14 protein-coding genes and 1 tRNA gene are annotated in these 16,267 nt (G+C 59.4%); 6 read left to right on the top strand and 9 right to left on the bottom strand.

Features of this window, described 5'->3' with window-relative positions; translation table 11 throughout:
• Nucleotides 1–73 precede the first annotated feature (73 nt).
• The 4 genes from ACXAF5_RS08430 to ACXAF5_RS08415 form a co-directional block, all read right to left on the bottom strand.
• Nucleotides 74–3,037 carry a PKD domain-containing protein gene (locus ACXAF5_RS08430; protein WP_474946260.1) on the bottom strand — a complete coding sequence of 988 codons (2,964 nt, stop codon included), beginning with the start codon at nt 3,035–3,037 and terminating at the stop codon, nt 74–76.
• A 197-nt stretch (nt 3,038–3,234) separates the two neighbouring features.
• Complete coding sequence (locus tag ACXAF5_RS08425) at nt 3,235–3,717, bottom strand: DUF2867 domain-containing protein (RefSeq protein WP_474946259.1); 483 nt, start codon at nt 3,715–3,717, stop codon at nt 3,235–3,237.
• Between the two features lie 826 nt (nt 3,718–4,543).
• Nucleotides 4,544–5,032, bottom strand: a complete 489-nt coding sequence (locus ACXAF5_RS08420; protein ID WP_474946258.1) for a DUF2938 domain-containing protein — start codon at nt 5,030–5,032, stop codon at nt 4,544–4,546.
• A gap of 852 nt (nt 5,033–5,884) precedes the next feature.
• A complete protein-coding gene (locus ACXAF5_RS08415) occupies nt 5,885–6,808 on the bottom strand; it encodes a LysR family transcriptional regulator (RefSeq protein WP_474946257.1) in 924 nt (307 codons plus the stop codon).
• Between the two features lie 114 nt (nt 6,809–6,922).
• Here ACXAF5_RS08415 and ACXAF5_RS08410 point away from each other — a divergent pair, with 114 nt between their 5' ends.
• From ACXAF5_RS08410 to ACXAF5_RS08385, 6 genes are all read left to right on the top strand, one after another.
• Entirely contained in the window at nt 6,923–7,306 is a 384-nt protein-coding gene (locus tag ACXAF5_RS08410) for a VOC family protein (protein WP_474946256.1), read from the top strand.
• 64 nt (nt 7,307–7,370) lie between these two features.
• Nucleotides 7,371–8,051 (top strand): DUF2306 domain-containing protein, encoded by a 681-nt coding sequence (locus tag ACXAF5_RS08405; protein ID WP_474946255.1) that lies wholly within the window; start codon nt 7,371–7,373, stop codon nt 8,049–8,051.
• 32 nt (nt 8,052–8,083) lie between these two features.
• A complete protein-coding gene (locus ACXAF5_RS08400; protein WP_474946254.1) occupies nt 8,084–8,488 on the top strand; it encodes a DUF6326 family protein in 405 nt (134 codons plus the stop codon).
• Nucleotides 8,485–9,186 (top strand): hypothetical protein, encoded by a 702-nt coding sequence (locus tag ACXAF5_RS08395; protein ID WP_474946253.1) that lies wholly within the window; start codon nt 8,485–8,487, stop codon nt 9,184–9,186. Before ACXAF5_RS08400 ends, ACXAF5_RS08395 begins: the two co-directional genes overlap by 4 nt.
• A 49-nt stretch (nt 9,187–9,235) precedes the next feature.
• Entirely contained in the window at nt 9,236–9,760 is a 525-nt protein-coding gene (locus ACXAF5_RS08390; protein ID WP_474946252.1) for a P-loop nucleotide/nucleoside kinase family protein, read from the top strand.
• Nucleotides 9,760–11,145, top strand: coding sequence for an MATE family efflux transporter (locus ACXAF5_RS08385; protein WP_474946251.1), 1,386 nt, complete (start codon nt 9,760–9,762; stop codon nt 11,143–11,145). The genes ACXAF5_RS08390 and ACXAF5_RS08385 overlap by 1 nt, the downstream gene beginning before the upstream one ends.
• Nucleotides 11,146–11,765: 620 nt before the next feature.
• On the opposite strand, the gene ACXAF5_RS08380 is transcribed toward ACXAF5_RS08385, so the two are convergent.
• From ACXAF5_RS08380 to tagF, 5 genes are all read right to left on the bottom strand, one after another.
• Nucleotides 11,766–11,841: transfer RNA gene (locus tag ACXAF5_RS08380), tRNA-Val, on the bottom strand.
• 78 nt (nt 11,842–11,919) lie between these two features.
• Nucleotides 11,920–12,501: a histidine phosphatase family protein gene (locus ACXAF5_RS08375; protein ID WP_474946250.1), complete on the bottom strand. Its 582-nt coding sequence runs from the start codon at nt 12,499–12,501 to the stop codon at nt 11,920–11,922.
• 163 nt (nt 12,502–12,664) lie between these two features.
• Complete coding sequence (locus tag ACXAF5_RS08370) at nt 12,665–14,806, bottom strand: serine/threonine-protein kinase (protein WP_474946249.1); 2,142 nt, start codon at nt 14,804–14,806, stop codon at nt 12,665–12,667.
• On the bottom strand, nt 14,803–15,573 hold the full coding sequence (locus ACXAF5_RS08365) for a PP2C family protein-serine/threonine phosphatase (protein ID WP_474946248.1): 771 nt from the start codon (nt 15,571–15,573) through the stop codon (nt 14,803–14,805). Before ACXAF5_RS08365 ends, ACXAF5_RS08370 begins: the two co-directional genes overlap by 4 nt.
• A gap of 11 nt (nt 15,574–15,584) precedes the next feature.
• Nucleotides 15,585–16,262 carry a type VI secretion system-associated protein TagF gene (gene tagF / locus ACXAF5_RS08360; protein WP_474946247.1) on the bottom strand — a complete coding sequence of 226 codons (678 nt, stop codon included), beginning with the start codon at nt 16,260–16,262 and terminating at the stop codon, nt 15,585–15,587.
• Between the last annotated feature and the right edge of the window lie 5 nt (nt 16,263–16,267).

Below are 16,267 nucleotides of genomic sequence, written 5' to 3'. Positions count from 1 at the left end.
GACCGAAGCCAAATAACACATAACACCGGCCCTCACCTCTGTGAGAGCCGGCGTCATTCAAAGGCTGGACCAACTAGAGCAACCAGTTGACGGTTAGATCTTCGTCTAGCAACAGAGTGGTCTCACCCGTTGCGCCAATATAGCGATCATAGGTGACACCATCGCGCTCTTCTTGACCGTCGCCCTCCATTTCAAGGCCAATGTTCACAACATCACCCAGATCACCAGACACTGCGAGTTCATCTAGATTGGACTGCCGGATATCATACCAGCGGGTGATATTTAGCGTGTTCTCAAGGCCATTGGTGAAGTCCATGGCTTCGATACCGTCGACGCGCCTGCCCGCGAATTCAAATACATCTGCAGCCTCTGCAAAAACAACGATGTCAAAGCCTCTGCCGCCACTGAGGCGCGCATCTTCCATATCAGCGATGAGAACATCGTCGCCCGCTCCGCCGGCCAGGCGATCAACACCATTGCCACCGGATAGAACGTCATCGCCCGCCCCCCCGATGATTGCGTCGCGGCCTTCGCCACCTGACAGGCTGTCTGCGCCAGAGTCGCCCCGCAACGTGTCGTTGCCTCCTTCACCAAAAGCGACATCGGCGTAAATCAGGTCGTCACCCTCGCCGCCAAATGCGATGTCTTCGCCCTCGAAACCACGCAACGTGTCGTTGCCGGCGCCGCCGTACATCGTGTCATCACCGTCTCCGGCGTTCACAAGGTCATTGCCCTCGCCCATGTAGATAACGTCATCGCCGCCAAGCCCCTTGGCAATGTCGTCCACCTCTGTACCCAGGATAAGATCCGCGTCTCTGGTGCCGCTCTGTATTTCTCCAGTCGCTTCGAGTTCGATCACATTTTCAGGGAGCGGTTCTTCCGGACCTTCGGGTTCTGGCACAGAACCATCCGTCGCTTCGTTCAAATAACGCACATCCCGGATCAGACCCTCGAAGTTGTCTTGGAATGTATAGCCGAGTTGCATGCCCCAGCTTTCCTGAACATCGGTCAGCCCCTCCATATGCGCGCTGCCGATTTCTTCGCCGTCCAGATACATCACGGCCTGTTCATTGTGTGAATTGTAGCTGATGGCGACATTGTGCCAATCGGTGTCACTGATCGCGATGTCGGACACAAGCTCATAGTGCTCCTCATCAGCATTCCAGAAATCAAACGTGAGGAAGCCATCATCGTTCATGCGCAAGCGCATGGAGCTAATCCACATCATTAGATAGCCGCCACCATCGCTATCCATGTCTCGTTTGAGATCCAAGCTGAAGGTAATCTGGTCTTGGCTATAGAGGTGCTCTGCGGAGCGATCCAACGTGATCGTCGTGTCATTGTTCAGATGATACGCAAGGCTGCCATCCTCCAATGTTACAACCGCATCTGCCAGTCCTTCGCCGCTCAGACCCACCCCATAGGAGGAGCCATCCACGGGGCCATCGGCAGTCAGTTCCAATTCAAACAAGGTCGGCTCGTCCACGTTTGCCCGGATCTCGTTGACCGCAACCGTTCCATCCTCGCCCGTCACTGTGAGGGTTACCACATAATTGCCAGGCGCGGCATAGGTGTGGTTCACCGCCTGCCCCGAAGCTTGGGTACCGTCGCCGAAATCCCAGACATATGTTGCCCGCTCATCGGTGAAGCCTTGCGCATCCGCGGTCAGGCCCGCATCAAACGAAAAGGCAAAATCGTTGCCGCTGAACTCACCCGAGCTGACCACGGCAAGCGGGGTCAATGCGTCCGGCGTTGCGTCAAACTGCGTGGGCGATGCCCCCAGGTTCTGGCCCGCATATTCAGAATCGGGCAGAAATTGTAAATCAGATATTGAAGAATACATCCCCGAAAGCGCATCTACGAAAATGTTGCCAACATAGTTTTCCCCACCGGGGTTTGTATTCTGAGTAATCAAATTGCCCGAGATCGTGTATCCGCTCTCCAACAATTCTTCCATGTTGGCGATACGCGGCACGATATTGTTCTGGATCGCGACATCTACAGACGCAGGGGACAGCCTGATGGATGGGACCGTCACGCTTCCATAATCACGATCAAGATTCTGGATGACTGTATTGTTATTAATCTCCAAACCATGCGTTGCGCCCACAACGATGGAATTGGCCACCGCGTTGTAGACCACATTGTCTTCGACCAGAATATTGCGATAGAACATTTCCTCACCGGCCAAACCTCTGTCGACCTGTTCATTGCGCAGGAAGACCGACTGGGATCCATCTCCATCCGTGGCCATAAGGATATTACCCCGGATGATAATGTTCTCCGATGGGGAATCTGTGCCGGCGGTCCAAAACTGGATCAAATCCGCGTGGTCGCCACGGCCGGGTGCATCCTCGTGACGCCAGGGGGTCATGTCGCGGATCTCATTGCCTTCGATCAGGACATTTGTGACCTCAACGAAATCGAAGCCGTCAGAACGAAGATCATGCACATAGTTGTTTGAAACATCCAGATTATCGATTTGGGTAAACACCGCACCCCGAAAAAAACCGTCGATTTCATTGCCAACAAACGTGACATTTTCAGCACCACGCGCCGAAAACGCGATCCCGGTGCTCATACCCGCAACATTACCACCATGCGCCGCGACATCTTCGTGGTCCAGCGGATCGCCGCCCAGCTCCTCTGGGACGGGCTGCCCGGTAAACTTTGAATTCTCAACCGTGATATTGCTGGCGTCGCGCCCATCAGGCGACCAGTTGCGCACATTGAACAAGCGGGTCGTCGTGGTGGTTTCTTCGGTTGGGGTCAGTTCAAATTCCAAATCCGCAAAGTGGATGTTCTGCCCACCTGCGATTCCAACGCTCGAAAACACAGCTGGATCATCTGGGTTTGCGGAACGAATGGTGACGGTGCTGTTATATACGCCATGTGAGTTATCCAAACTCTTGGGAGAGATATCGAGATCTCCGTAATCGCCGGGTTCCAACAGAATCGTTTCACCACCTGTTGCGGAATTAAGCGCATTGGTGAGTTCTTCTGCGGAGGAGACGGTAATTGTTGCTTCATATTCCATTAGAAAGTTCCTTTGCAAACTTTTAGCCTAAGGTGTGATTTCAATGACCAAGATCTAAGGACTAGGAATAATTTCCAGCATATGACCACGGCTGTCAGGGTAATTCCCAAAAGGAAGACACTGACGTGAACGATCAAATGCCGGGACTGAACGCATAGAACGCTTCATTCCATTAAAAGCCCTGATAGAGCATAGCTTCATGGTGGGGTGGCATCGGCCATTCGCGCCACACGCCTGACTGCGTCACGAGCGATGGCGATATGAAATGGTAAATTCGCGCAGAGATATAGTCGCCCAGCGGCATTGTGCGGACGTACCCATGTGGACAAAGTCACGCTGCCGTCGCGCGATAATACCGATACACGAAAATTCAGATGCCGATCATCGAAACCGGCGATTATCTCATCACTCGTTTCTGCTTCGACGGGGAAAACGCCTAGCTTATCCGACGCCTCGGGCCCGTTGGCTGACAGGCCAAATGGTGCTGTCAGAACATTCCGCAGACCGACGAGCAAGCGAGCCCAGCCGGGAAAGCGCACAATTTCTTCCGCAGCCTTTCGCACAGGCACATGAGCGCTGACGGCATAGCTGTCCAGAAAATCCTCCCCCATAACATATTGCTCAAGCAATGAACCCATTGGTAAGGGGATCTTTTCTACGGAATGAAGTGATCGTTTCATCGGGATCTTTCGGCTTTAACAGGCCTAAGGTGACCTTGGCGATCTTTGTCGCGTGCTGCGCAAACGCCTCCAAGATCGAGATCGGTTACTCTTCCTATCCCCGCCACTAAGGCGCGTTCGGCGTCGAAGAAGACCTGTTCGTCACGTCCCGCCCCCCCCAAGAAAACCAGATTGAACTTGTCCTGCGTCCCACCGGTCTTGCGGGGCGTGAAAGACGCATCTTGTTACGCAACTCGCGCTGATTGTTCTGTGACGCGCGCAACTCGATGAGTGTGGAAGGTGTCAGAGCGAAATTCAGCTTGGCCATTCCCAGGGGCATCTGAGCCAGATGGTCATCGCGCAACGGCAGCAGGGTTTCGGTGGTGTCTCTCATGCATTCATCCAGTTCATTGCACTAAGATGACGACCGAGTTGGGGCACCTGTGACACGACAAACCCAAAAAAACATCCAAGGTACTGGCAGTATTTCGTGGCTCCAATCGTGAGCTGTATATTCGGCTCTGGACCCGTTAATTTGGTTTCCGTTCGCCGGCGATCTTGCTTCAAGCTCCCAAACTTTAGGGGGCGTGATGAGCAAATGGCCCGGCTTCGACCGTACTTTCCGAAGAACCATGGCATATTCGTGGATCGATACGCGGCGTAGAGGGGACTCTCTGCGGGAGCCTCGTTTCGCGCCTCAGTGGAGTGGACACCCCCATACTGGAGCTCCGTCAGAGCGGCTGCATCGACCGGCTTGTAGGGTTTGATAATCAACATTCCCTCACCAATTCGAGGCGAACAATACACCGGGCGTAGGAGCACCTAGAAGCAAGTGCCGCTCGATCCGTCACTTGAGCGATGCCCAAAGCACCGCCGCTAGCCAGATCCCTGCGCCGAAGCTTAAGTGAGCCATAAGGCTCTTCGCGCGTGCGAGACCCGGCTTGGGTGTACGACGTGCGGCAACGCCCGCACCTAGCGCGGGCTGCAGGATGAAGAATGGCGCAGCAACTGTGAGCGCGCCGAAGACCAATGCCGGTAGCAAGCTTGGCGTTGCCACCCATCCGGCACCCATCAACGTCAAAAACACAAGGGCGAACACGACACCGATAAGGTAGTGCAGGAACCACCCGAAGGACCTCTCGTACCGGAAAGGTGGGACTTGTGAGATCGGGCGCGGCGCCCCCTTGCCGCGAAGTCGCCAGTGGACCCACCGGCCCACAAGACCGTAGTCCAGTGGTTGAACGCCAAAGGCACGTTTCAGGATAAAAGCCACGGTATCCATGACCAATGTAGCGCCGCAGCCAATCACGAGCACATCCAAGAAAAGGCTCTGCATGGTTTTGCCTCAGTTCATAACACTCAGGTACTAGACCCCTGTTGCGTGAAAGAAGCATATGCGCTGCTGATTGGTCGATTGCCCAGTTTCACACATAAGCTATACACCAATGCATGAAACCTCGGAAATTTCACCAAGCTGAACCTATCGGGTCATTGCCTCCTTGCCAGCGTGGTATCTATGTTTGGTTACAGGTATCAGTTTATGCTTCGGTCCAGTTTCGTACACGAAGCAAAACAAAAGCCTCGTGAGGGGGCCGACTTTGACTGGTTTCATACCCTCACTGTCGCGTGCATCGGGTCGTGAACTGAGGCAATCCCGACGCTGAGAGCACCTCATAACATGCCGCCCGCGCATGGCGATGACCTGACAGGTATGAGGTACACCGCTTAGATCAGGCTGCGACGGCCGAGCTTCGAGGACCGAAATGCAACACCGGGCAAACGACGCATCGAAGGAACGTTGCCACCAATTGAGACGCCGCGCCGCACGCTAGAAATTCGGCCCTTCCATGCACCAGATCCTGTCGGCCTCCTTTTAGGACGAGCAAGCATCTCCGGATGCCCGCCACACTCACCTGCAAGGCCATTGGGTGAACTGGTCGCGCCTTGCCAGTCAGAGCCTATAAACGTTTACCAAAATGGGATAAGCAGCCCCCACAGGAATTCGTTCTGGAACTGGGTACCGCCCTCGTCCTGGCCGCAGGCGTCATCGTCTGGCTCGGCTCCACCCCCGTGACGGTTACCCTTTCCCGCCTCCTTCAGTGACCTCATCTTCTGGTCACACTATGGGCTGCAGACCTCCACCACCAACGAGCTCCGCCTATTCAACGCCATCGCTAGGAGAGAGTGTTTAGGACGAAAGGCCCGACGGCCTTTGTCTCGCCAGGCGTTCCGCGAGCCCTCGCGCCAAGGTGTCGAACACGATGCGGATACGCCGGCTCGTTTGCAGTTCCCGGTGCGTGACGAGCCAGATCGGAAACTTTAGCGTCGGGAAATCAGCGATAACCCTTTCAAGAGTCGGTTCCGCATCGGCGAGCGCTTCGGGCTGCATCGACACACCATATCCGGCCTTCAGCAATTCCCACGCCACGACACCATTCGCGCTGGACATGACAAAGCTCTCGGGGCGCACCGGTATGCCCATGTTGTGCAGCGGTGCCATCAGGCGTTCGGGGTCTGCGTTGCCGACGAAATCGAAGTCGGCAATGTCGCGCAAACTCTCTGGACGCCCCACCCGATCAAGATAGGCCGAGGTTGCAAACAGGTTGGCGCGAAAATCGCCAAGGTGCCGGGCGATCAGATCCGGCTGCTCCGGCCGGACGTGACGAATTGCGATGTCAGCGTCGCGTTCGGTCAGGTTTTTCTGCTCGCTCGATGGAAGAATACGAACACGAACCCCAGGTGCTGCCTCCCGCAGTGGCAAGAGCACACCTGGCAGTACAAATGTTGACAGCAAATCTGTACCGGTCACTGTGACTTCTCCCGTGATCTCCTGAGAGCTGCCATCGGCCACCATCGAGATCAGAGTCGCAGCTTCGCCCATGGCGCGCACATGGCCAAGAAGGTTGCGACCAGCTTCGGTCAGCTTCAAACCGCGCACACTGCGTTCGACGAGCGTCACGCCAAGCGCATCTTCCAATGCACCGATCTGTCGGCCGATTGTCGGTTGGCTCGTCTTCAGAGCCCGGGCTGCAGCACTGAATGAGCCCTTCTCGGCGGTCGCAAGAAATGCGCGCACTTGGTTCCAGTCAAAGGAGATCGCCTGCCAGTTCATACACCTGCGTATAGCAGATGAACAGTATTCGGCAATCGACCAATCGCAGATGCATGGGCACACTTACCAAATTAATCCAACCAACGACTCTGGCGCCGATCCCGGGCGAAACGCATGGAAGACAGCAAGATGTACCGCGCATTCACGAACATCCTGAGCGGGGACCCCGACAAGGCCGCCACCTTCTACCAAACACTGCTCGGCCTCGTCCGTCATTTCGATTCCGACTGGTTCGTCCTCCTGACGCACCCAGACTTTCCGGGCTTCGAATTCGGTATTCTAAGCCGAGATCATGAAACAGTGCCTGCCGTATGCCGTGCGGTTCCCTCAGGCGTCGTACTGACGTTTGTTGTCGCTGACCTCGAGGCCGTTCTCGAACGCGCAACGGCTCTCGACGCCAGGATCATTGAAACGCCGACCCTGACGCCATACGGCCAGATGCGTGTACTTTTGAATGATTTGGACGGCTCGATTGTCGATATCAGCAGTCCGCGCTGACCTCGCTCTGCACCTTTCGCGTCCTCCTTTCGACAGCGCGCGTCAACACAACCGGTATCCGATAATGCGCAGCCTCACCAAATCCGAATGGGCATTCCTGGCGATCGTGCTCGTCTACTCTTTCATTCCGGCAGTCCTGGCCCTCGTCCGGATACCCGAACTTTTGGGCGCGCCACCGCTTGTGCCACCCAATCCGCGCGCGGTCATCGCCCCGGTTCCGATCATCCTCCACATCCTGGCGAGCTCGATCTTCTGTCTTGCCGGCGCGGTGCAGTTTCTGCCGAGTTTACGGCGGGCTCGCCCCGCCTTTCACAGAAGCCTTGGCCGCATCGTGGTGGCAACCGGCTCAATCAGCGCGTTGACCGGGCTTTGGATGACTGTGTCCTACGTCTTCCCCCAAGCGCTCCAGGGTCCCCTGCTCTATTGGGCACGCGTCTTTCTGAGCCTTGCTATGTTCGCGTCCCTTGTCTGGGCGGTGATCGCGATCCGCGCCCGCAATGTCGCAGGGCACCGCGCCGCAATGCTTCGGTCCTACGCCATTGGCCAGGGGGCTTCGACACAAACGATGCTCCTCATCATAGCTATGGCACTATCCGGTGTCGAGCCACTTGGTCTCGTGCGGGATCTGATCATGATCGCGGCGTGGGGGGCCAACCTCGTGGCCGCGGAGTTCTTGATCCGCCGCGCCTCTGCGACTCGCACATTTCCTGTGGCCGTCTCGCGTCGGGCTTCGTCCCAAGCCTGACGCCCTCAGACCCAGATTACGAAGATACCGATATGCGCAAACTCGATCCTCACACGCTGCTGTCATCGCTCTGGCTGTTCATCCTGCTGAACATCATCTTTCGCGACATTCACCAGTTCGTTCTGAAATCGCACCTCGAGATGCTCCTGACCGGATACTACGACGGCACGCTGATCACAGATGAGTTGATGCTGCTTGGTGGTTTTTTGGCGCTTGTGCCGATTTCAATGGTCCTCCTGTCGCTTCTGCTTGAGCCACGCTGGCTTCGTCCGGCGACCGCTGTTGCGGTGGTGTTCACGGCCGGCCCAGCGATCCTAGCGCCGCCGACCGACCTCGACGACGTACTGCACTTCTCGGTCGCATTCTTTGCGCTGGCTGCAATTTCGTGGATCGCGTGGGCGTCACTTGGCACGGCAAACAAACAAGTTCAGTCATGACCTGCCTCGCCCCTACCGCGCCCACCATTCAAACAGGCAAAGCACCCCTCGTGATAAGACGTTTTTGCGTGATCGGCTTGGCATTCCTGGTGGGGGGTGCGGTATGCCTCTTACTCCGCTGGCTGGAGCTGCCTTCCACGGTCATGGCAGAGTTCAAAACCGGCACGCCATCAGCATCAATAACCTGGACCCTTTTGCTGGGCTACGTCCTGTTGCTGGCAATCCCGTTTGTACCAAGCGCCGAAATGGGCCTCGCCATCATGCTTGTCTTGGGATCCTCCATGGCGCTGCCGGTGTATGTAGCAACCATCCTGGGCCTGACCATCGCGTTCACCGCGGGGCGGCAGGCGCATTTGTACCAGCGCAGCAACGTCAAGGACGACTCCATGGACCCCACGCCTGCAATCGCCATTCTGCACGAGAGGTTTCGTGATCGGCCAATCCTGCGGCGGATGCTGCGATTCCGGGGGCTGTCTCTCATTGCCATGATCAATATGCCGGGCAACACGGTTGTGGGGGGCGGTGGCGGTATCGCGATGGCCGTTGGCTATAGCCGAACCCTTGCGTTCAGAGAGTTTCTCCTCTGCGCGGCGGTCGCAGTCGCGCCGGTACCAACGTTGTTTCTCATCGCCGATCAGCTCGGTCTTGAGGCCTGGCTCCGCGATTGGATGGAGCGCCTTCTTGCTCCCCCGCTTTGATCCCGTCTCATTGGCCAAACGGATACCCAAACATTCGGAACTCATGCACATGACCGTGAATACGCCAACGCTGCACCTGCTTTGTGGTAAGGTTGCTGCAGGAAAATCGACCCTTGCGGAGAGGCTCGCCGCGCAACCGGGAACGATCCGGATTTCTGAAGACGTCTGGCTCAAGACCCTCTTTGCCGATCAGATGCAGACGCTGAAGGATTACGTGCGATGCTCCGCCAAGCTACGGGACATCGTGCGGCCGCATGTCATCTCGGTGCTAGAGACGGGTGTCTCCGTCGTGCTCGACTTTCATGCAAACACGCGCGATCAGCGCAGATGGCTGAAAACCATCGCCGAGGCTGCCAGCGTACCCCACGTCCTGCATTTCCTCGACGTCTCAGACGATGTGTGCCTGTCGAGGCTGCATGCAAGAAACGCCACCGATAGTCACCCGTTCGCGGTGACCGACGAACAGTTTCGCGTCGTGACCGACCATTTCGCAGCGCCTGTTGCAGACGAAGGCTTCACCGTTCGCCACTATCTTGACGACGGCACGGGAGAAGGGTCCGAGGTGTCTTGTTAATGACGGAGACGCCGAAGAACCCTTTTCTGATCCTTGGCATGGGGGCGCTCTACGCCCGCACCGCCTTGCCGATCATCCTACTATTGGCGGTGCACGGTTTCATCAGTATCGCAGATGCTTGGTTTCTCGGCCGTTTCGTCGGGCCCGAGGCGCTTGCAGCCGTCACGCTTATCTTCCCATTCTACATGGGGGTTGCGGCCCTCTCAACACTGGTTTCGGCGGGCATGTCCAGCGTGATGGCTCGGCATCTGGGCGCAGGCGCGTTGGAAAAAGCGCGCGACCTTTTCGCTGGCGCAACCGGTTTATCCTCGGCTCTTTGCGCAGGTCTCGTGCTGCTTTTTGCCTTGTTCGGCGAAGCCGCTGTGCAAATGGCGGCCAAAGGCGACGACGACCTGGCGAGTCTTGCCATACCCTATCTGCAGATCACCGTCTCAACCGCTCTTCTTGCCTTCCTTCTTTCGCTTCACGCCAGGGCGCTGCAAAACCAAGGGCGCATCCGCTTCATGACGATGATGAGCCTGTTCGTTTCTTTGGCGAATCTCGTGTTCAACTACGTCTTTATCGTCAGTCTCGGCCTTGGGGTCGCGGGGGCTGCAATTGGAACGGCTGCCGCCCAGACCATTGGTCTGGCGATCGTCTATGTTTGGGGGCTCTCCAAAAGTACTCGCCTGCGCGTTTCCGACGCGCTCGATGGTCGTCTGTTTACAGCATGGCGTAACATCTTTGCGCTTGGCGCTTCGCAGAGCCTGGGTCTGTTGAGCGTTTCCATCGCATCAGTGGCGATCATTGCGATGGTGCAACACTTGGCCGTGAGAGATTACGCAACAACCGTCTCTGCCTACGGCATCATTACACGTTTGCAGATATTCGTGTTCGTGCCTCTTTTGGGGCTGAGCCAGGCGATGCAATCGATCACAGGAAACAATTATGGCGCAAACCTCAAGGATCGCGTGATCATAAGCCTACGTTTTGCACTTTGCTCGGCGTTTGTCTTTGCTGTGACCTTGCAAGCATGCTTGATCCATTTCAGGGAAGAGATCGGATTTGCATTCGTTTCGGATCCATCGGTCGTCGCAGAACTAAGCGCCATCCTGCCGCTTGCGTTTCTAACGTTCTTTCTCACTGGCCCATTGATTGTCATTGGCGCTCACTTCCAGGCCATCGGGGATGCGCGAACGTCACTGTTGCTCGGGCTAACCAAACCTTATCTGTTTGTGATCCCCCTGATTTTTCTACTGCCCTTGGTCACGGGCGAAGTCGGAGTTTGGCTGGCCTGGGCCGCTGGCGATCTCCTGCTCTTGGGATTGGTTGGTGTGATCCTTGTCCGACAACGCCTGCGCCCATCCACTTCCAGTATCAGTCCAACAATCTCCGAAACCAACTGATCCAGATCCGTTTATTGACACAGATGCCCTTCAGACCAAAACAATACTCTAGGAGTAACGTATGAATGTCTTTTTCTTTCCGTAGCTTCCGCGCTCACAGGTCTATCTACGTAAAGAAATAAAGGATATTTGGGCGTAGAACCGTTCCTTACACGGGCGCGCAAATTGTGGCGTGCAATGAAGCGTAAGAACATAACGAGTGGATGCGATAAAGAAACCGCGTAGATCCGAGTGTGCCGATCTTGAAGAGTTCCAGAGGGGCGCCTCGGGGTAGCGGCTTTGGCGCATCATGGAAGAAAGAGCGGGTCCCCCTCAAACTCCATGCCGTTGAACCACGACTGACATTTCAGGGCCGCCGCACGACCAATGCAACGTTGATCGCCAATGCGGTGGCGAAGTCGCCCGAGTTTTACGGCGGCATTGAGCGCGTCCGGTCGATGCTCGGCCACCGATCCAAGCGAATGTCAGAGCACTACGCACGGCATGCGATCACGGAACAAACCAACACCGAGTCCGTGCTGCTGTTACCTGGTTTTGGGAAACCCGCTGCGCAAAATGGGAAACTGCCACACAATACAAGCTGCGTCCGCGCGACCATTTGACGTGTTTTCGGGGTAGAATGGTGGGTCGTGAGAGGCTCGAACTCCCGACATCTTCGGTGTAAACGAAGCGCTCTACCAACTGAGCTAACGACCCGGTGAGCGGGGATTTAGTCAAAGCGCAGAGAAAGTGCAAGAGGGCTGCAGCGGGTTTTTTCGGAAATTGCGACACTGCCTATCGCAGCACCGTTTCCGCGCCCTTTTCGAGCACGTAGATACAGCCCTGTTCATTGGGCAGCGCCGCCATGTCCTCGTACTCAAGACCACAGATAATGCCCCGCAACACCTGCCCCCAGAGGCCGTGGGCGACCAGCACGGTGGGCGCTTCGAGCGTGCGCAGCAGGTCCAGAACCCGGGCATGCAGGCCGCCATAGCCCTCGCCCTCCGGTGCCGAGCAGAACAGGTCAAGATTGGTTTCCGCCCGCGCGTGGATCTGCGGATAGCGCTGCGCGATGTCGTGGCGGGTCAGCCCCTGAAACACACCGGCCTGCACCTCGGCCAGACGCGCATCGGTGACAAACCGCCGCCCCCCAAGCGCGATGCGCGCCGTCTGCTGGGCCCGCCGCAGCGGCGAGACAATAGCAGGTGGTTGCACCGTTTCGGCAGCAAGGACCGTGTCGATCAGTTCCGCCTGGCGGCGGGCCTGTTGCAGGCCGGCCCCTGTCAGATCCGACTCCAGCTGCCCTTGGATCCGGCCTTCGGCATTCCATTCGGTCTCACCATGGCGCAGAAACCAGATCTTGGGAAAGTCGTTCATCAAAAATCTTCCTCATCTGTCAGCCACCCTGCCCCGGTCGGCCTGCGCAGCGTGTTGCCAGCCAGCGCCACCCGTCCCAAACGGGACGACTGTATCACGCTGTGCTTGCGAGCGATCACCCGGCCCGCAGAGGCGCTATCGCGCGTGGCACTGGCACTGGCACTCAGTTTTCGGGTTCATCACCGTCTTGTCCAGTCTCTGCCGGTGACAGCAACACATAGGCGAGCGCGGCACTGGCGGTGGTGCCCTTGTCGCGGATCTCCTGCAGGATGTCCGGCAGCACCTTGGCCGCCTGCGCGCCGTCCCGCAGAATGGCCGCGCGCGCGAGCGGCGTGTCGCTGGCAACCGCCAGCACCAGCTGCGGGGCAGCCTCCGCCCCCGACGACAGGGTCAGTCCAAAATCAAGCGTATAGGCTCCGTTGCTGCCGCCCTTGAGCCGCTGCGTCAGGTTGTAGACCCCGCCGGTCGGCGTGATGAGCACCGTCCACAGCGATTGCCCGGGCTGGCTGCGCAGCCGAGCCTGCAAGGCATCTCCGCTGGCGGCCTGATGGGCAGAGAGCGACATGCTGACCGGATCTGGCCAGCGTCCCTGAAGGCTGCGGGTAAAATCGACGGCTGCGCATTGATCGGGGGACACCACCCGGTGAAGCAGAGACGGACGTGCGCCAAAGCGTTCTTCATAGGCCACCGGCAGCCCCTCGAAGCCGCCGTCGCTGGCGGCGTAGGTCTCGATCCGCCCGGCATTGCGACCGGCGGACAGGCGCGTCGACAGGCTGCACGGGCCGGTGTCGAACATGGCCAGATACCCCTCTCGGGTGTCGGTGTCGATCGCGGGCAGCTCGCCCTCTGCCGCCGGAAGGTCGGAGGCGGACTGCGCTGCAAGCTCTGCTCCGGCACCTCCCGGTATCCAGCCTGCCTGCCAGCCGTACCAGCCCCCGCCGCCCGCCAGGGCGAGACAGGCCAGCAGCCCCCACAGAAGCCCGCCGCTGCCGCGCGTTTCGCGCACCGGTTGCGGCGGCGGCGCTGCGGGCTGGGCGGGCGGGAAACTGGGGATATGCGCCGGGCGGGCCGTGTTGGGCACCTGAAGGTTCGCCAGCGAGGGTTGCGGCGGCAACGACAGTGGCGAGGCAGAGCCGCGACTGCCCTGGGTGACCTCATGCGGGGCAAACCCGTCCTGATAGTAATGCACCGGCAGCGCAGCCGGGTTGTCCAGCAGATGCAGCACGTCGCGCATGGTGCCGGGCCGGTGGGTCGGATCCGGCTCCAGCATATGCGACAGCAAGGGGCGGAACTCTGCCGGGACCTGACTCAGGTCGGGAATGGAGCGCCGCGCCTCCACGGCCTCGACGATGGAGCCGCCCATGTCGAGCGGCTTGCCGCGCAGGGCCGCCGCCATCAGCAGGGCCAGCCCGTAGATGTCGACCGCCGGCCCCATTTCGCCGCCAAAATGGCCAAGCTGTTCCGGGGCGACATATTTGAACTTGCCCGCAAACTGACCGGCGATGGTGCCTTCGGCAATGGTCTGCGATTTGGCGATGCCGAAATCGATCAGCCGCGCCTCGCTGATGATGCCGCTGGCCAGCATCACATTGTCCGGCGACAGGTCGCGGTGGACCACGCCCTTGGCATGGGCCTTGGCCAGCCCCTTGGCCAGCCGTGTCAGCAGGGTACGACCGGCATCGACCGGCAAGGCGCCGTACTGGCGGATGTGATCCGACAGCGGGATGCCGTCGATGAACTCCATCACCAGGAAATAGCGGTCCAGGTCCCGGTCATGCACGTAGTTGTAGTACCGCACGATGGCATCATCATGCAGCAGCCGCAGGGTGCGCGCCTCGCGCCGGAACATGTCGCTGGCCTGCGCATCCCGGATCAGGTCCGGGCGGATGGCCTTGATCGCCACCGGGTCCTCGGTGCCGACCTCGACACCGCGATAGACCTCGCCCATGCCGCCACTCTTGAGGGCGGTTTGAATGCGGTAGTTGTTGTTGATGACCGTGCCTGCCGCGAGTTCGGTCTGGGCGCCACCGGTCGGGGCTGCGGGGGCCGGGGTTGCTTGGGCCGGGGTCGCGTGCGAGGGGGCCGCAGGGGCGGCGTCAGCTGCGGAGGGGGCAATTTCCGTCGGCGCGGAGGAGTGTTGCTCCGCCTCCGCCGCAGGTTGCTGATCGGGCAGCGGACCGGGTCGCGCCGAGCCCTCACGCGGGCGCTTCAGCGCCTCTTCGGGAGAGATCAGTCTGGTGCGGTCTTCATCCGCGTCAGACGCCTGCCGTTCTGCGCCTCGGCGCGGGCTTTCCGACTCAGTCATGCGAGATCATCCAAGATATCGTCCTCACTGGCGCGCGCCCCGTCAAAGGGCGGCGCGCATCTGACAGCCACCACCGTCACATTGTCCCGTGCCCCCCGGTCCAGGGTTTCGCGGATCAGCGCATCACAGGCCTGCTGCGGCGGCAAATTGCCCAGACAGGCTGCAATTTCATGGTCTTGCAAATGTTCGGTCAGACCGTCCGAGCACAAGAGCAGCACGTCACCCTGCTCTAGAGTGCCCTGCACCTGATCGCAAGCCACCGCGGCGTCCACTCCGATGGCACGGGTGATCACATTTTTGCGTGGCCAGGTGTCCGCCTCCGCCTGGGTGATGGTGCCGGCTGCCAGCAATGCGTTTACCTCCGTGTGATCCCGGGTCTGCTGTACCAGTTGACCCTTTCGAAAGAGATAAACCCGGCTGTCACCAGCCCAGAGGCAGGCAAAGGTCGGACCATGCGCCAGCACCGCCACTACGGTGGCGCCCACGGTGCTGCCGCCCAGCTCGCCACTGCGGGTGCGGATCAGGTCGTTGGCCCGTTGCAACCGCTCCAGGCTGCGGGCCAGCAGGTCTTCGGTCGAGACCGCACAACCCACCGTATCAAGCTGCGCAACGATGGTCTGGCTGGCAAAATCCCCGGCCGCATGGCCGCCCATGCCATCCGCCACCACCCACAGCCCGAGGTCCGGCCGCGCCAGCAACGCATCCTCGTTGATCTGGCGCCGGCAGCCCACATCGGTGGCCTGTCCGGTCTCGAACCCAAGGGCCATGTCTCCCTCCATCACGCCTCCTCCCCGGTCGCAAGCCCGGTCACAAGCGGCGTGCCGGCCAGCAGCCAGTGCAGCGCCGCGGTGCTGGGCAGGCCCGCACAGCCGAGCCAGATCGCGGCCCGGGTCTCGGTCGCCGGCGACCACCAGTAGCTGCGGGTCAGCAGCGCCCGCTCCGCATCCGCCCCGCGCGCCGCATCCAGCAGCGCCGCCAGATCACCGTTGGGCTGATGCGCCCAGAGCGTATCGCCGATCCGGGCCTCGGCCTCGTCCTCGCGCGGCAATTGCAGCTGCAACCCGTCCAGCAGCGCGGCACCGCCCTGCCCGGGCTGCATGGCGGAGAAATGCGCCGTCAGCGCCGCATAGGGGGCCTGATCGCCATCGCGCACCGGCGCCGGAACCGCCGCCCCCTGCGCGATCAGCACCAGCGGGTAGCGCCGCCCACCCCGGTCACGAGAACAGCGCATCACCCCCATCAGGCTGCGGCCCAGCACCCCGCGCCCGATCCAGAACCGCAGATCCTGTGCCTGCTGCCAGAAGGTCGGCCAGGCCTGCCCCTGCTGGTCGCGGATGTCGGACAGCGCCCGGTCAAGCCAGGTCTCCAGATGGCCGCCGACCGCAGGGTCCACATTGGCGCGCAGGAAATCTCCATAGCCCGGATGTTTCCCAAAGAGGCCGATCTCTGCTGTCATCACCG

The organism is Epibacterium sp. ABV4_022, assembly GCF_056159345.1.
The sequence above is the reverse complement of the archived record's forward strand: the minus strand, read 5'-3'. Positions and strand labels throughout refer to the sequence as shown.

Bases quoted from the DNA above. Each gene is read 5' to 3' on its own strand.
- ACXAF5_RS08430 (WP_474946260.1), bottom strand. From the start codon at position 3,037: ATGGAATATGAAGCAACAATTACCGTCTCCTCCGCAGAAGAACTCACC.
- ACXAF5_RS08425 (WP_474946259.1), bottom strand. From the start codon at position 3,717: ATGAAACGATCACTTCATTCCGTAGAAAAGATCCCCTTACCAATGGGT.
- ACXAF5_RS08420 (WP_474946258.1), bottom strand. From the start codon at position 5,032: ATGCAGAGCCTTTTCTTGGATGTGCTCGTGATTGGCTGCGGCGCTACA.
- ACXAF5_RS08415 (WP_474946257.1), bottom strand. From the start codon at position 6,808: ATGAACTGGCAGGCGATCTCCTTTGACTGGAACCAAGTGCGCGCATTT.
- ACXAF5_RS08410 (WP_474946256.1), top strand. From the start codon at position 6,923: ATGGAAGACAGCAAGATGTACCGCGCATTCACGAACATCCTGAGCGGG.
- ACXAF5_RS08405 (WP_474946255.1), top strand. From the start codon at position 7,371: ATGCGCAGCCTCACCAAATCCGAATGGGCATTCCTGGCGATCGTGCTC.
- ACXAF5_RS08400 (WP_474946254.1), top strand. From the start codon at position 8,084: ATGCGCAAACTCGATCCTCACACGCTGCTGTCATCGCTCTGGCTGTTC.
- ACXAF5_RS08395 (WP_474946253.1), top strand. From the start codon at position 8,485: ATGACCTGCCTCGCCCCTACCGCGCCCACCATTCAAACAGGCAAAGCA.
- ACXAF5_RS08390 (WP_474946252.1), top strand. From the start codon at position 9,236: ATGACCGTGAATACGCCAACGCTGCACCTGCTTTGTGGTAAGGTTGCT.
- ACXAF5_RS08385 (WP_474946251.1), top strand. From the start codon at position 9,760: ATGACGGAGACGCCGAAGAACCCTTTTCTGATCCTTGGCATGGGGGCG.
- ACXAF5_RS08375 (WP_474946250.1), bottom strand. From the start codon at position 12,501: ATGAACGACTTTCCCAAGATCTGGTTTCTGCGCCATGGTGAGACCGAA.
- ACXAF5_RS08370 (WP_474946249.1), bottom strand. From the start codon at position 14,806: ATGACTGAGTCGGAAAGCCCGCGCCGAGGCGCAGAACGGCAGGCGTCT.
- ACXAF5_RS08365 (WP_474946248.1), bottom strand. From the start codon at position 15,573: ATGGCCCTTGGGTTCGAGACCGGACAGGCCACCGATGTGGGCTGCCGG.
- tagF (WP_474946247.1), bottom strand. From the start codon at position 16,262: ATGACAGCAGAGATCGGCCTCTTTGGGAAACATCCGGGCTATGGAGAT.